The organism is Brevundimonas sp. P2_A6 (genome assembly GCF_056404975.1).
The window spans coordinates 73,017-86,558 of sequence record NZ_JBFUCZ010000002.1 but is presented as its reverse complement, the minus strand read 5'-3'; the positions used below and the strand labels follow the sequence as shown (position 1 = coordinate 86,558).

The 13,542-nt window shown below is 67.9% G+C and carries 13 protein-coding genes; 6 read left to right on the top strand and 7 right to left on the bottom strand.

Annotation, left to right across the window (positions count from 1 at the left end):
• Positions 1-519: 519 nt before the first annotated feature.
• Complete coding sequence (gene fabA / locus AC1DW4_RS05850; protein ID WP_477016312.1) at positions 520-1,053, top strand: 3-hydroxyacyl-[acyl-carrier-protein] dehydratase FabA; 534 nt, start codon at positions 520-522, stop codon at positions 1,051-1,053.
• A 56-nt stretch (positions 1,054-1,109) separates the two neighbouring features.
• The gene (fabB, locus tag AC1DW4_RS05845; RefSeq protein WP_477016311.1) at positions 1,110-2,339 is read left to right on the top strand and encodes a beta-ketoacyl-ACP synthase I; all 1,230 of its coding nucleotides are present in this window, start codon (positions 1,110-1,112) and stop codon (positions 2,337-2,339) included.
• A 53-nt stretch (positions 2,340-2,392) separates the two neighbouring features.
• Here the strand turns inward: fabB and AC1DW4_RS05840 are convergent, their stop codons facing one another.
• Positions 2,393-4,039: a M28 family peptidase gene (locus AC1DW4_RS05840; RefSeq protein ID WP_477016310.1), complete on the bottom strand. Its 1,647-nt coding sequence runs from the start codon at positions 4,037-4,039 to the stop codon at positions 2,393-2,395.
• A gap of 158 nt (positions 4,040-4,197) precedes the next feature.
• On the opposite strand from AC1DW4_RS05840, the gene AC1DW4_RS05835 reads away from it, so the two are divergent.
• On the top strand, positions 4,198-4,995 hold the full coding sequence (locus tag AC1DW4_RS05835) for an enoyl-ACP reductase FabI (protein ID WP_477016912.1): 798 nt from the start codon (positions 4,198-4,200) through the stop codon (positions 4,993-4,995).
• Here AC1DW4_RS05835 and AC1DW4_RS05830 read toward each other — a convergent pair.
• Positions 4,992-5,423, bottom strand: a complete 432-nt coding sequence (locus AC1DW4_RS05830; RefSeq protein WP_477016309.1) for a pyridoxamine 5'-phosphate oxidase family protein — start codon at positions 5,421-5,423, stop codon at positions 4,992-4,994. The genes AC1DW4_RS05835 and AC1DW4_RS05830 overlap by 4 nt on opposite strands.
• A 57-nt stretch (positions 5,424-5,480) precedes the next feature.
• Positions 5,481-6,185 (bottom strand): glutathione S-transferase N-terminal domain-containing protein, encoded by a 705-nt coding sequence (locus AC1DW4_RS05825; protein ID WP_477016308.1) that lies wholly within the window; start codon positions 6,183-6,185, stop codon positions 5,481-5,483.
• A 142-nt stretch (positions 6,186-6,327) separates the two neighbouring features.
• On the opposite strand from AC1DW4_RS05825, the gene AC1DW4_RS05820 reads away from it, so the two are divergent.
• Complete coding sequence (locus tag AC1DW4_RS05820; protein ID WP_477016307.1) at positions 6,328-6,507, top strand: YegP family protein; 180 nt, start codon at positions 6,328-6,330, stop codon at positions 6,505-6,507.
• Between the two features lie 7 nt (positions 6,508-6,514).
• Here the strand turns inward: AC1DW4_RS05820 and rimM are convergent, their stop codons facing one another.
• The 3 genes from rimM to ffh form a co-directional block, all read right to left on the bottom strand.
• The gene (gene rimM, locus AC1DW4_RS05815) at positions 6,515-7,039 is read right to left on the bottom strand and encodes a ribosome maturation factor RimM (RefSeq protein WP_477016306.1); all 525 of its coding nucleotides are present in this window, start codon (positions 7,037-7,039) and stop codon (positions 6,515-6,517) included.
• Positions 7,040-7,110: 71 nt separating this feature from the next.
• Complete coding sequence (gene rpsP, locus AC1DW4_RS05810; protein WP_477016305.1) at positions 7,111-7,698, bottom strand: 30S ribosomal protein S16; 588 nt, start codon at positions 7,696-7,698, stop codon at positions 7,111-7,113.
• 21 nt (positions 7,699-7,719) lie between these two features.
• Complete coding sequence (gene ffh / locus AC1DW4_RS05805; RefSeq protein WP_477016304.1) at positions 7,720-9,279, bottom strand: signal recognition particle protein; 1,560 nt, start codon at positions 9,277-9,279, stop codon at positions 7,720-7,722.
• Positions 9,280-9,518: 239 nt separating this feature from the next.
• Between ffh and AC1DW4_RS05800 the strand changes: the two genes are divergently transcribed.
• Together AC1DW4_RS05800 and ppc are read left to right on the top strand one after the other, a co-directional pair.
• On the top strand, positions 9,519-10,148 hold the full coding sequence (locus AC1DW4_RS05800; protein ID WP_477016303.1) for a cytochrome P460 family protein: 630 nt from the start codon (positions 9,519-9,521) through the stop codon (positions 10,146-10,148).
• Positions 10,149-10,195: 47 nt separating this feature from the next.
• Positions 10,196-12,943: a phosphoenolpyruvate carboxylase gene (ppc, locus tag AC1DW4_RS05795; protein ID WP_477016302.1), complete on the top strand. Its 2,748-nt coding sequence runs from the start codon at positions 10,196-10,198 to the stop codon at positions 12,941-12,943.
• Here ppc and recR read toward each other — a convergent pair.
• Positions 12,940-13,542 (bottom strand): recombination mediator RecR, encoded by a 603-nt coding sequence (gene recR, locus AC1DW4_RS05790; RefSeq protein WP_477016301.1) that lies wholly within the window; start codon positions 13,540-13,542, stop codon positions 12,940-12,942. The genes ppc and recR overlap by 4 nt on opposite strands.

The following is a 13,542-nucleotide window of genomic DNA, read 5'->3' as shown; positions in this document are numbered from 1 at the left end:
CGACCGGGGCATGGGGCCGATCGTATACGATCGGCTCCCATATGGTCGGAGCACAGCGGAGACCGGCTGGGGCGGGCAAGGCGATTGAGACATCGACCTGACGATCGCGCCGGCCGAGCAAGGGATTTCATCACAGCGAGCACAGCGAAGGCACGGCAGGCACGGCGGGCAAGACGGGACTGCGCGGCCCTCAAACAACCGCCCCCGTTGTGACGCCGCGCAGCGTAAAGGCGGCTTCGCCGCAATCCATCCCGAAGGCGTTCTCCGACCGCAACCGCACACGCGGTCCCGTCGTGTCCTTCGTGTCTTCGCTTCCTTCGTGCTCGCTGTGAAGAAACCCTTCCTTCCTGTCCGCCCCGCCCGCCCTTCCCATCCCGTTCGCAGCGGACGAACGAGGACGTGTGGGTTCATTGTGCGTGGTTGAGCCACCCGCTCCCCTCGTGTAACCCCGGCGCAACACGCGGGCTCAAGCAGCGCGAACGCGCGTTAGCCCGACTGGAATGCTGGAGCTTCACAGCCTTGACCACCTCGCAATACCCCTCGTCCTTCGATCACGCGGCCCTTCTGGCCTCTGGCCGGGGGGAGCTGTTCGGACCGGGCAATGCCCAGCTGCCGGCGCCGCCCATGCTGATGTTCGACCGGATCACCCAGATCAACGGCGACGGCGGCGCGCACGGCAAGGGCTATGTGGAGGCCGAGCTGGATATCCATCCGGACCTCTGGTTCTTCGCCTGCCACTTCATCAACGACCCGGTCATGCCCGGCTGCCTGGGCCTGGACGCCATGTGGCAGCTGGTCGGCTTCTATCTGGGCTGGATCGGCGGTCCGGGTCGGGGTCGCGCCCTGGGCGTGGGCGAGGTCAAGTTCACCGGCCAGGTCACGCCGGACATCAAGAAGGTGACCTACAAGATCACCCTGAAGCGGGTCATCAACCGTCGACTGGTCATGGGAATCGCCGATGGGGTGATGGAAGCCGACGGCGTGCCTATCTATACGGCGACCGACATGCGGGTCGGTCTGTTCCAGGCGGGTGAAAAGCCCGTCGAAGCCTGAAACCACACAAATACCGCGGTCAACGCGGACAAAACGACTGAAGAGAAGGAAACTGCATGCGGCGTGTCGTCGTCACGGGTCTGGGTATTGTCTCCTCCATCGGCACAGGCGTCGATGAGGTCACCGCCTCGCTGCGGTCCGCGAAGTCGGGCGTGGTCGCGGCTCCGGATCACATCAAGCATGGCTTCCGCTCCCAGGTCTGGGCGCCGCCCTCGTTGGGCGTCACGGCCGAGGACTGGGCCCCGCTGGTGGACCGCCGCGCGGCGCGCTTCCTGGCCAACGGCACCGCCTGGGGCCACATCGCCTTCGAGGAGGCGCTGAAGGATTCCGGCATGACGGCCGAGGACATCCGCGACGACCGTATCGGCGTCATCGTGGGCGAGGGCGGCCCCTCGACCCAGGTCATCCTCCAGGCGGCCCAGACAACGATCGAAAAGGGCGCGCCCAAGCGGATCGGCCCCTTCGCGGTGCCCAAGGCCATGGCCAGTGGCCCTTCGGCCGTGCTGTCGACCTGGTTCCAGATGCGCGGCGTCAACTATTCGATCAGTTCCGCCTGCGCGACCTCGGCCCACTGCATCGGTGCGGCCGCCGAACAGATCCAGCTTGGCAAACAGGACGTGGTCTTCGCCGGCGGCTGCGAGGATATCGACTGGTCCATGTCCAACATGTTCGACGCGATGGGGGCCATGTCTTCGGACTTCAACGCCACGCCGTCGGTGGCCAGCCGCGCGTATGACATCGCCCGCGACGGCTTCGTCATCGCCGGTGGCGCGGGCATCGTGGTGGTCGAGGCCTACGAGCGGGCCGTGGCGCGCGGCGCGAAGATCTATGGCGAGATCGTCGGCTACGGGGCCAACTCCGACGGCCATGACATGGTCGCCCCCTCGGGCGAGGGCGCCGAACGCTGCATGAAGATCGCCATGGACCAGGCCGGCAATCGCCGGATCGACTATCTGAACCCGCACGGCACCTCGACCCCGGTCGGCGATGCCAAGGAAATGGGCGCGGTCAGAAACGTGTTCGGCAACGACATGCCGCTGATTTCCTCGACCAAGTCCCTGACCGGCCACTCTCTGGGCGCGGCCGGCGCGCAGGAGGCGATCTACTCGCTGTTGATGCTCAACGGCGGCTTCGCCGCCGAAAGCGCCCACATCGAAACCCTCGACCCCGCGTTCGAGGGGATGCCGATCCTGCGCGAGCGCCGGGACGTCGAACTGACCACCGTCATGTCCAACAGCTTCGGCTTCGGGGGCACCAACGGGACGGTGATCTTCTCGAAGGTCTAGAGCGCGATCCCGAGAAGTGTGAGCGGTTTTCGGCTAAGATCGCGCTCCAGCAATCAGCGGCGTCGGTCTGCGCTGGTGTCTCTCAGCGTCTTGTAGGCCACGCCGTCGTTCCACGTCGGCCAGCGCCCGCTGTCGGCGATCTCGCGGCCCAGCAGATAGGCGACGGTGCCCTCCTGGGCGGCGGCGACCATGTCCCAGGACGGGTCGAACTCGTCGGACCGCTGGTGGTAGTCGTGGCTGTTATAGGTCGCGATTCGCGCCAGGCCGGCCTCGGTCCCGCCCTCGACCAGATCGGCTCCGGCGCGGAAATAGATCACCGGCACGCCCTGTTCGGCATAGGCGAAATGGTCCGACCGCCCGTACCAGCCCGCCGCCGGATCGTGTTCGGCCTCGATGCTCAGGCCTTGCGTCGCCGCGACCCGCGCCAGATCGGCCTCAAGATCCGTCCGGCCCGCGCCGATCAGCTCCAGCGAGCGGGTCATGGGCAGGGCCAGGTGCGGATCGAGGTTCAGCACCGCAGCCGTCGTCTCCAGCGGCCGCAGAGGCCGCAAAGCATACTCATAGGCGCCCAGCAGGCCGTCCTCCTCGGACGTATAGGCGATGAACAGCACGGTGCGCTCCGGGGCCGGGGCCGCCGCGTATTTCCGGGCCACCTCCAGCAGGGTCGCCGTGCCGATGCCGTTGTCGATGGCCCCGTTCCGGATCGTATCTCCGTCCGCATAGGCCGGGCCGATGCCGTAGGCGTCCCAGTGGGCGCCATAGATGACCGTCTCGTCCGCCCGGGTCGTCCCCGGCTGCATGGCCACGACGTTGTGGGTCAGCATGGGCGAGGTGGCGATGGTGAAGCTGGCGCTCATCGTCGCCCCCGGCACCTCGACCGCACGGAAGGCGGGCGTCCGTGCCGCCAGCGCCAGGGCGGGCAGATCCAGACCGGCGCGGGCGAACAGATCGGTCGCCACCTCGAACCGGATCGTCCCCGACAGATCGGTGCCACGCTCCGGGGCCGGGCCGCGCACGAACTTCGGATCGGGGTCGGAGTTGCGGATCTGCTGGAAGGGCCAGCTGGCGGTCTCGAACTGATGGATCTGCAGCACCGCCACCGCGCCACGGGCAAAAGCGGCGCGCTTCTTGGCCCCCAGCCCACCCTGAGGGCTGCGGTTGCGTCCGTTGAACGGCCCCGTGTCGGACGCATAGTCCGGGTCGTTCATCAGGAAGACCGCGACCTTGCCGGTCAGGTCGACGCCGGCGAACTGGTCATAGCCCAGGCCCGGCTCGTCCACGCCGAAACCGACGAAGACCAGCGGCGCATCGGCGATGGCGTTCTGGCCCACATGCATCGACGTCACGCTGATGTCGTCGGCGAGGGTCAGCGGCAGGGCCTGACCGTTCACCCGGATCGATACCTCCGCTCCATTGCGGTCGTAGCGGGTCAGGTTCACGTCCTGCAGCCAGGTCCCGTTGTTTCCGCCCGGCTGTAGACCCGCCGCGCGGAACTGTCCGACCAGATAGTCCAGCGTCGCGGTCTCACCCGCTTCGCCCGGCCCGCGTCCAAAGAAGGCGTCGCTCGACAGAGCCTGATCGTCCCGCTTGATCGCGGCGGCGTCCAGCAGGGGCGCGACCGGCATCGTCTGGGCCAGCGCCAGACCGCCCGCGCCGATGGCGAAGACAAGGGCGAGCGGCAGCGGGCGAAGACGGGTCATGACGGCGGTCCTGCAGAAAGCGTTCGGTTTCGTCCCACGCCGCCGCCACCCTGTCCAGCGACGGGCCGTCACGCCCAACCTTGTCTCCCGGTGCGGCTCCGTCCAGAAAGGCTCGAATCCTAGGGAGACGAGACATGGCGAGCGAGAGCAGCTGGAACATGCCGACCGGCGAACTCATGAAGGGCAAGAAGGGCCTGATCATGGGGGTGGCGAACGCCAACTCGATCGCCTGGGGCATCGCCTCGCAGCTGGCGGCCCAGGGGGCCGAGCTGGCCTTCACCTATATGGGCGAGGGGCTGGAGCGCCGGGTCCGTCCGCTGGCCGAGAGCGTCGGCGCCAAGCTGCTGATCCAGGCCGACGTCACCGACGACGCCTCGATGGACGCCGCGTTCGAACAACTGGAAGCCCAGTTCGGCACCATCGACTTCGTGGTCCACTCCGTCGCCTTCGCCAACAAGGACGAGCTGAAGGGGTCATTCATCGACAACACCAGCCGCGACAGCTTCTTGCTGGCCATGAACATCTCGTGCTTCAGTTTCGTCGATGTGGCCCGGCGTGCGTCCAAGATCATGCCGAACGGCGGGTCGATGATCACCATGACCTATCTGGGATCGGAGCGCGCCATCCCCAACTACAACACCATGGGCGTGGCCAAGGCGGCGCTGGAGGCGGCGACCCGCTACATCGCCCGCGACCTGGGCCCGCGCGGCATCCGGGTCAACGCCATCTCGGCCGGGGCCATGCGTACCCTGTCGCTGGCCGGCATCTCCGGTGGCCGGGGCATGATCGCCCAGGGCCGCGCCATGTCGGCGATGAAGGAGGACACCTCGATGGAGGGCGTCGCCGGGGCGGCCCTGTGGCTGTGTTCGGACCTTGGGTTCTCGACCACCGGCGAGGTCATCCACGTCGACGCGGGCTTCCACATGATGGGCCTGGCGGGAGACGAGGAGGCCTAGAGCGTCAGGTCGCCCTCGTCCTCGCCGTCCCAGTAGGAGATGCGCGAGGCGTGGCACTTGATCAGGATCAGGCCGGGCGTGTCCACGCCCTGCGGGAACCAGCGGTCCAGCCCCTTGGTCCAGTGGGCGGCGAACTGGGCCTTGTCGCGGATCAGCTCGGCGCGGGCCTCGATGGCGATGAAGATGCCGGGCTTGCCCAGCAGGCCCTTGTCGCCCGACAGGGTCAGGCCGACGACCGGGTCGGCGGCGATGTCGGCAACCATGCGGGTGTCATCCGAGGTGAAGAACCAGCTGTCGCCGTCGTAGTCGACCTCGCCGTTGTTGCTCATCGGCCGCGACGCCAGCACGCCGCCCTCGGTGCGGGTCGTCAGCATGGTGAAGTCGATGCTCCGCATCTTCTTCGACAGCTCTTTGAGGATCAGTTTCATCGGGGCTTCCTGTGTGTTGCCCCGACCAAACCCCCAACCCGCTGGGACGATCCCGCGTCAGGGCCGCGCAGGGATGGTCAGCCCCCGCGCCACCGCCGGCCGCGCCAGGCAGCGCTCGACCCAGGCGGGCACGGCGCTCAGCGATCCATAATCCACCAGGTCGCCCGCTTCGTAGAAGGTGATCAGGTTCCGCACCCAGCCGATCAGGCTGACGTCGGCGATCGTGAAATCGTCGCCCATGATGAAGGCGCGATGCTTCAGCCGATCCTCAAGCACGCCCAGAAGGCGTTTCGACTCGGCGACGTAACGGTCGCGCGGCCGCTTGTCCTCGTAGTCCCTGCCCGCGAACTTGTGGAAGAAGCCCAGCTGGCCGAACATCGGCCCGACCGCCGCCATCTGCCAGAACACCCAGGCCAGGGTCTCGTATCGCGCCGCCGGATCGGTCGGGATCAGCTTGCCCGTCTTGTCGGCCAGATAGACCAGGATGGCCCCGGATTCCCACAGGGCCAGTGGCTGTCCGCCCGGACCGTCGGGGTCCAGGATCGCCGGGATCTTGCCGTTGGGGTTCAGCGACAGATAGTCGGGCGTCCAGGTCTCGTTCTTCATGATGTCCACCAGATGGACCTCATAGGGGATGCCGATTTCCTCAAGCATGATCGAGGCCTTCACGCCGTTGGGCGTCGGCAGGGAATACAGCTGAAGGCGGTCGGGGTGCTGGGCCGGAAACTGGCGGGTGATCGGAAAGGCGGACAGATCGGCCATGGGACACCGTGTCGGTTGCTGATGGCCTGCATGTCGGGAGGCGCGGCCTCACGCGCAAGTGTCCGGCGATCGACAGTTCGCGGTTGACGCCCGCCGACACAGCTTGGCCATATCCCTCCCGGAAACAATCAGGAGGCGCGCTGTGGCCCACACGTTCGAAATCTACAAGGACAAGGCCGGAGAGTTCCGGGTCCGCTTCAAGTACAACTCGGAAGTCATGTTCTCGACCGAGGGCTATGCGTCCAAGGCCTCGGCCAAGAACGCGATCGAGTCGATCAAGAAGAACGGACCCGACGCTCCGATCGACGATACGACTGACTGACTGACGCTCAGTCCGGCTCGCGCTCGCCGACCTCCTCCGGGCGGATGGCCAGCAGCCAGCCGTCCGACAGGTGCAGTTCCGGAGTCGCGGTCTTGGTGAAGGGCAGGAACCAGGTGGGGCCGCCGGTCGCCGGCGCGATCTCCAGCATGTCGTCGGCGCCGAAGTTCTGGACCGCCTTGACGGTGCCCAGCACGACCCCCTCGGGATCGCGCGCCTCCAACCCGATCAGGTCGGCGAGATAGAATTCGTCCTCGTCGGCTTCCGGGAACCGGTCGCGCGGGACATGGAGCTTGAGGTTCCGCAGGGCGTCGGCCTCCTCCTTGGTGGCGACCTCCTTCACCCGACCGACGATGCCGTCCTTGGTCGGGCGGGCCGACAACACGGTCAGGGCGTGCGATCCGTCGGCGCGCAGCAGCGGGCCATAGGCCGTCAACGCCAGCGGATCGGCCGTATAGGCCGTGATCTTGACCTCGCCCTTCACGCCGAAGCCGCCCGCGACATGTCCGACGAGGATGAGTTTGGGCTGGGTCATGGGGTCTCCAATAGCAGAAGGGCGGCACCCTCGGATGCCGCCCTTCCCATAGCCCATTCAGGCGAAGCGGATCAGGCCTCGGTCTTGTCTTCCTCGGCGGCGCCTTCGGCCGGAGCCTCTTCGACGCTGACCTCGGCGGAGCCTTCGCTGTCGGCGGCGGGGGCCTCTTCAGCAGCGGCTTCCTCGGCAGGCGCTTCTTCAGCAGGCGGCGCGTTCTTGGCGGCTTCGGCGGCGGCGGCGGCCTCTTCCTTGGCGCGCTCGGCGGCTTCGGCGGCTTCGATCTTGGCGGCGGCTTCGGCCTCGGCGCGGTCGGCTTCGCGCTGGGCGCGTTCGGCCGAGCGTTCCTGGGCCTTCTTGCCCGGCTGGCCCTTGTTGGGGTTGTTGCCCTGCGTCCACTTCACCTTGCCGGCCAGGGCTTCGTCCTGGCTCAGGAAGCGGGCGACGCGGTCGGTCGGCTGGGCACCCTTGCCGAGCCATTCCGAGATGCGTTCCTGCTTCAGGGTCACGCGGGGCTTTTCGCCGTCCTTGGGCAGCATCGGGTTGTAGGTGCCGACGCGCTCCAGGAACTTGCCGTCGCGCGGCGAGTGCGAGTCAGCCACGACGATGTAGTAGTAGGGGCGCTTCTTGGTGCCGCCACGGGCCAGACGAATCTTCAGCATGTCAGTCTTCTTTCAGGGAGATCAGTTGGGTTTCTTGGGAAGGCCGGGCAGGCCCGGAAGGCCCCCCGGCAGTGATCCGCCGCCCAGTCCCGATAGCCGGTCCTGAAGGGCCTTGATTTCGTCCTCGGTCGGTTCGGGCATCCGCCCCCCGCCGAGGGATTTGAGACGCGAGATGTCGGGGCCGCCGATCCCGCCCGGACCGCCCATGCCGCCACCGCCGCCGGGCATTCCGGGCATGCCGCCCATCATGGCCGCCATCTTCTGCAGATTGCCGCGTCCGCCCTTGGACAGCGACTTGACCATGTCGGCCATCTGGCGGTGCTGTTTCAAAAGGCGGTTGATGTCCTGGACCTCGACGCCCGCGCCGGCCGCGACGCGCTTCTTGCGGGACGCGTTCAGCAGGTCGGGCTTCTTGCGCTCGGCCTTGGTCATGGAGCTGATGATCGCTTCCTGGCGCAGGATCATTCGGTCGTCGATCTTCTGCTCGGCCATCTGGGCCTTCATCTTGGCCACGCCGGGCAGCATGCCCATGATGCCCTGAAGACCGCCCATCTTCTTCATCTGCTGCAGCTGGGCCGCCAGGTCGTTTAGGTCGAACTGTCCCTTGGCCAGCTTCTTGGCCATGGCCTCGGCCTTGGACTGGTCCAGCTCGGTCGCGGCCTTCTCGACCAGGGCGACGATGTCGCCCTGACCCAGGATGCGCCCGGCGACGCGGCGGGCGTCGAACACCTCCAGCGCGTCGACCTTCTCGCCCGACCCCATGTATTTGATCGGCAGGCCGGTGACCGCCCGCATCGACAGCATGGCCCCGCCGCGCCCGTCGCCGTCGGCGCGGGTCAGGATCAGGCCAGTCAGGGGCAGGCGCTCGTGGAAGGCCTTGGCCGTGCGCACCGCGTCCTGGCCGGTCAGGCTGTCGGCGACCAGCAGGGTCTCGACCGGATTGGCGATCGAAGCGACCTCGGCCACCTCGTTCATCAGCCCTTCGTCCAGGGTGATCCGCCCGGCGGTATCGAGGATCAGGACGTCGAAGCCCTGCAGCTTGGCAGACGTCAGCGCGCGCCGCGTGATCTGGACCGCGCTCTCGGCCGCGACGATCGGCAGGACCGCCACGTCGATCTGCTTGCCCAGCTGGGCCAGCTGCTCCATCGCGGCCGGACGACGCGTATCGAGCGAGGCCATAATGACCTTCTTGCGATCGAACTTGGTCAGTCGCAGCGCCAGCTTGGCGGAAGTGGTGGTCTTGCCCGACCCTTGCAGGCCGGCCATCAGCAGCACGGCGGGCGGGGTGGCGTTCAGGTTGAGCGGCGTCGGCTCCTCGCCGCCCAGCATCTCGACCAGACCGTCATAGACGATCTTGATGACCTGATCGGCGGGCCGGACCGAACGGATGACCTCTTCGCCCGTGGCCTTTTCGGTGGCGAAGGCGATGAAGTCCTTGACGACCGGCAGGGCGACGTCGGCCTCCAGCAGGGCCACGCGCACTTCGCGCATCGCCTCGGAGACGTCCTTTTCGGACAGCGCGCCTCGCCCGGTGATCCGGTCGAAAACCCCTGTCAGCCGCTCGTTCAGAGCCTCGAACATACGCACCTCGTTTGGGCGGGTGACGCGGCTCCATACGACAACGGCCCCTGGCGACGATCACGTCGGCAGGGGGTTCTCGCCAGCCTCGTCAGGTCGAAACCTGGGTCGTGCCGGTGGAGACGCGAGGTTCACTTGCGCCGGAAGCGCGGGCTTATGCGGGAAAATGCGGGCAAAGACAAGGCGGGTCGCCGTAACCCGGCTGCGCTCCCCACCGTATCGGCTCCGAAACTAGCGGGGCGATGATGAAACTGAAGATGATCCTGGCGTTGGCGGGCGTGGCGCTGGTCGCCGTACTGGCCGCCGCGTTCCTGCTTCTGGGCCCGCTGCGCGCCCGGTCGAATGCGCAGGACGACACGCCCCACTACACCGCTGACGGTCGCCTGATCCCGCCCGCGAACTATCGCGAGTGGGTCTTTTTGAGCGCCGGGCTGGACATGAACTATGTGCAGTTCGGGTCAACGCCGACCGAGCATGTTTTCGGCAACGTCTTTGCCCCTCCGGTCGCCTATCAGGCGTTCCAGCGGACGGGTCACTGGCCGGACAAAACGGTGCTGATCCTGGAAAATCGCGCAGGCCGTACGGGCGGCTCCATCAACCGCTCGGGACAGTTTCAGGCCGGTGTCATCGGACTGGAGGCCCATGTGCGTGACGAGGCGCGGTTCGAGGGCGGCTGGGGCTTTTTCTTTCTGGTCGACGGAACGCCCGGCGACCTGATCGCAAAGGAAGCCAACTGCTATTCCTGCCATCAGGCCAATGGAGCGGTGGATACGACCTTCGTGCAGTTCTATCCAACACTGCTGGGGACCGCCCAACGGCTAGGCACAGTCAAGCCAGGCTTCAGCTTTGATATTGAGGCCGACGCGCCCTGACCTGGTCACGGAACGTGCATTGACGAAACACAGCGATGCGGCGTCGGATGGCAGCAGCCTCCCCGCTGCACGAGACCGCCATGCCCGCCGACACCGCCATCTTGCCTGAAACCGATGATCGCCTGCGCGAGGAGGTGCGCCTGCTGGGCGGGCTGCTGGGCGAGGTGATCCGCGACGAGGGCGGACAGGCGCTCTACGACCGGATCGAGGCGGTGCGGGTGGCCTCGGTCGGCTATCATCGGCACGCGGGCGCGCGCGGGTCGGCGGAGCTGGAGCGGCTGCTGTCGGACCTGTCTCTGGACGACGCGGTGGGCCTGGCCCACGGCTTCGCGGTCTTCTCCCTGCTGGCCAATGTCGCCGAGGACCGGGCCGGCAAGCGCCGCGCGCGCAGCCAGACCGCCGAGGGGGCGCGGCCCGATACGCCCGAGGGGGCCTTGGCCCGGCTGGCCCAGGCCGGGCGGTCGGTCGAGGATGCGCGGACCCTGCTGTCGGAGGCTCTGATCTCCCCCGTCCTGACGGCCCATCCCTCGGAGGTGCGCCGCAAGAGCGTCATCGACCGGATCGCCACCGTGTCGGACCTGCTGGACGCCTGCGACCGGGACGACCTGTCCTGCGCGCCCGATGTCCTGATCGCGGGACTGCGGCGACAGACGGTGATCCTTTGGGCGACGCGGCTGGTGCGGACCACGGGGCTGGTGGTTCAGGACGAGATCGACACGGTCGTATCCTTCCTGGAACGGGTTTTCCTGAAGGTCGCGCCGGAACAGCTGATCGACTGGCGCAGGCGGCTGAGCGCGCCGGACCTGAAGCCCTTCATCCGCATCGGGGCCTGGGTCGGGGGCGACCGGGACGGCAATCCCAACGTCGACGCCGCTGCGCTGAGGGCCGCCTTCGCCACACCGGCCAAGGCCGTGCTGCGCCACTATCTGGAGGCGGTGAACACCCTGGGGGCCGAGCTCAGCCTGTCGGGCTCGCTGGTCGCCATCAGCCCGGCGCTGCAGGCCCTGGCCGACGGGTCGGGCGACGCCTCGCCTCATCGCGCCGACGAACCCTATCGCCGCGCGCTCAGCCAGATCTACGCCCGGCTGTCGGCGACCCACCCGCTGCTGACCGGTGAGACCGCGCCCCGGCCTGCCCCCTTCGCCGCCCCGCCCTATGACGGGCCGGACGCCTTCCGCGCCGATCTGGCGGTGCTGCACGACAGTCTGGTGGCCAGCCACGGCGCGGTCTTCGCCGACGACGGCCTGTCGCGCCTGATCGCCACGGTCGACGTCTTCGGCTTCCACATGGCGACGCTCGATCTGCGCCAGAATTCGGACGTCCACGCGCGTGTCGTTTCCCATCTTCTGCGGGTCGCCGGGGTCTGTCCCGACTATGCCGCGCTGGACGAGGATGCGCGCATCGCCCTGCTGTCGGCCGAACTGGCCGCGCCGCGCCTGCTGTTCAGCCCCTATGCCGATTACGACCCAGAGGTGCTCAAGGAACGCGCCATTCTGCAGGCGGCGGCCGAGGCCCTTCGGACCTTCGGACCCCAGGCGATCCGCACCCATATCGTGTCCAAGACCGATGCTGCGTCGGACCTGCTGGAGGTCTACCTGCTGTTGAAGGAGGTCGGCCTCTATCGCCCCGACGACCCGGCCTCCTGCCCGATCCAGGCCGCACCCCTGTTCGAGACGATCGACGACCTGCGCGCCGCAAAGCCCACCCTGACCCGCCTGCTGCAGGAGCCCTCGGCGTTGGCCGTCGCCAGGGCGCGGGGCGTGCAGGAGGTGATGATCGGCTATTCGGACTCGAACAAGGACGGCTCCTACCTGACCTCGACCTGGGAACTGCACGAGGCCTCGCGCGCCTTGCTCAGCGTGACCCAGGACGTCGGCGTCCGGCTCCAGCTGTTTCACGGACGCGGCGGTGCGGTCGGGCGCGGCGGGGGATCCAGCTTCGCCGGTGTGATCTCCCAGCCCACGGGCACGGTCGCGGGCCGCATCCGCATCACCGAACAGGGCGAGGTCATCGCCAACAAATACGGCGAGCCGGACGTGGCGCGCCGCAATCTGGACGCCCTGACCGCCGGAACGCTGATCGCCTCCCTGGCCCCGCCGCCGGATGAGGCGATGACGGCGAAACACGGCGAGACGGCCTCGGCCCTGTCGGTCGCCTCAATGGCCGCCTATCGGGCCCTGGTCTACGAGACGCCGGGCTTCGTCGATTACTTCCGGGCCGCCACCCCGATCAACGAGATCGCCGAGCTGAAGATCGGCTCGCGCCCGACATCCCGCACCGCCTCGACCGCCATCGACGATCTGCGTGCCATCCCCTGGGTGCTCAGCTGGTCACAGAGCCGCGTCATGCTGCCCGGCTGGTTCGGCTTCGGCTCGGCCGTGCGCGGCCGGGACATGGAGGAGCTGCGCGCGATGGCGACCGACTGGCCCTTCTTCCGGACCCTGCTCCAGAACATGGAGATGATCATGGCCAAGTCCGACATGACCATCGCGCGGCGCTATGCCGGTCTGGTGCCGGATCAGACGCTGGCCGCCTCAATCTTCGGATCCCTGCGGGCCGAATGGGACCGGACGCGTGACGCGGTCCTGACCATCACCGGCCAGACGGACCTGCTGGGTGGTCAGCCCGAGCTGGACCGGCTGATCCGCCTGCGGATGCCCTATGTCGAGCCGCTGAATCACGTCCAGATCGAGCTGATCCGCCGCCGACGGGCCGGCGACGACGATCCCCGGGTCCGTGAAGGTATCCTGCTGACCATCAACGGCGTGGCGGCTGGCCTGAGGAACAGCGGCTAGGCCGGCCGGCGCGCGCGCAGCGCCTGAACGATGGTGCCGTCGTCCAGCCAGTCCAGGTCGCCGCCGACCGGGACGCCGCGCGCCAGTGAGGTCACCTCCACGTCGTTTCCAGCCACCCGCTCGGCCAGATAGTGGGCGGTCGTCTGGCCGTCGACGGTGGCCGGCAGGGCCAGCACGACCTCGCGCACCTCGCCCCCCTTCACACGCCCGACCAGCTCGGCGACCCGGAGTGCATCGGGACCGACGCCGTCCAGGGCTGACAGCAGCCCGCCCAGCACATGGTATTTGCCGCGGAACGCGCCGGACCGCTCCATGGCCCACAGCGACCCGGCCTCCTCGACCACGCAGATCAGGCCGTTGTCGCGGTTCGGGTCGGAGCAGATGGAACAGGGGTCGCGGGTGTCGGGCGTGCCGCAGATCGAGCAGGACACGACCTTGGCCGCCGTCTCCGCCAGCGAGGCCGCCAGCGGCTCCAGCAGCTGCTCGCGTCGTTTCAGCAGAGCCAAGGCCGCGCGTCGGGCCGAGCGGGGTCCGAGCCCCGGCAGCTTGGCCAGGAGCGCGATCAGCCGCTCGATCTCGGGTCCGGCGGAGGCGGCCAA

Excerpts from the sequence above, each read along its gene's own strand:
- rpsP (WP_477016305.1), bottom strand. The coding sequence starts at position 7,698 with ATGCTGAAGATTCGTCTGGCCCGTGGCGGCACCAAGAAGCGCCCCTAC.
- rimM (WP_477016306.1), bottom strand. The coding sequence starts at position 7,039 with ATGACCCAGCCCAAACTCATCCTCGTCGGACATGTCGCGGGCGGCTTC.
- AC1DW4_RS05830 (WP_477016309.1), bottom strand. The coding sequence starts at position 5,423 with ATGAAACTGATCCTCAAAGAGCTGTCGAAGAAGATGCGGAGCATCGAC.
- AC1DW4_RS05840 (WP_477016310.1), bottom strand. The coding sequence starts at position 4,039 with ATGACCCGTCTTCGCCCGCTGCCGCTCGCCCTTGTCTTCGCCATCGGC.
- AC1DW4_RS05835 (WP_477016912.1), top strand. The coding sequence starts at position 4,198 with ATGCCGACCGGCGAACTCATGAAGGGCAAGAAGGGCCTGATCATGGGG.
- fabB (WP_477016311.1), top strand. The coding sequence starts at position 1,110 with ATGCGGCGTGTCGTCGTCACGGGTCTGGGTATTGTCTCCTCCATCGGC.
- AC1DW4_RS05800 (WP_477016303.1), top strand. The coding sequence starts at position 9,519 with ATGATGAAACTGAAGATGATCCTGGCGTTGGCGGGCGTGGCGCTGGTC.
- AC1DW4_RS05825 (WP_477016308.1), bottom strand. The coding sequence starts at position 6,185 with ATGGCCGATCTGTCCGCCTTTCCGATCACCCGCCAGTTTCCGGCCCAG.
- ffh (WP_477016304.1), bottom strand. The coding sequence starts at position 9,279 with ATGTTCGAGGCTCTGAACGAGCGGCTGACAGGGGTTTTCGACCGGATC.
- ppc (WP_477016302.1), top strand. The coding sequence starts at position 10,196 with ATGGCAGCAGCCTCCCCGCTGCACGAGACCGCCATGCCCGCCGACACC.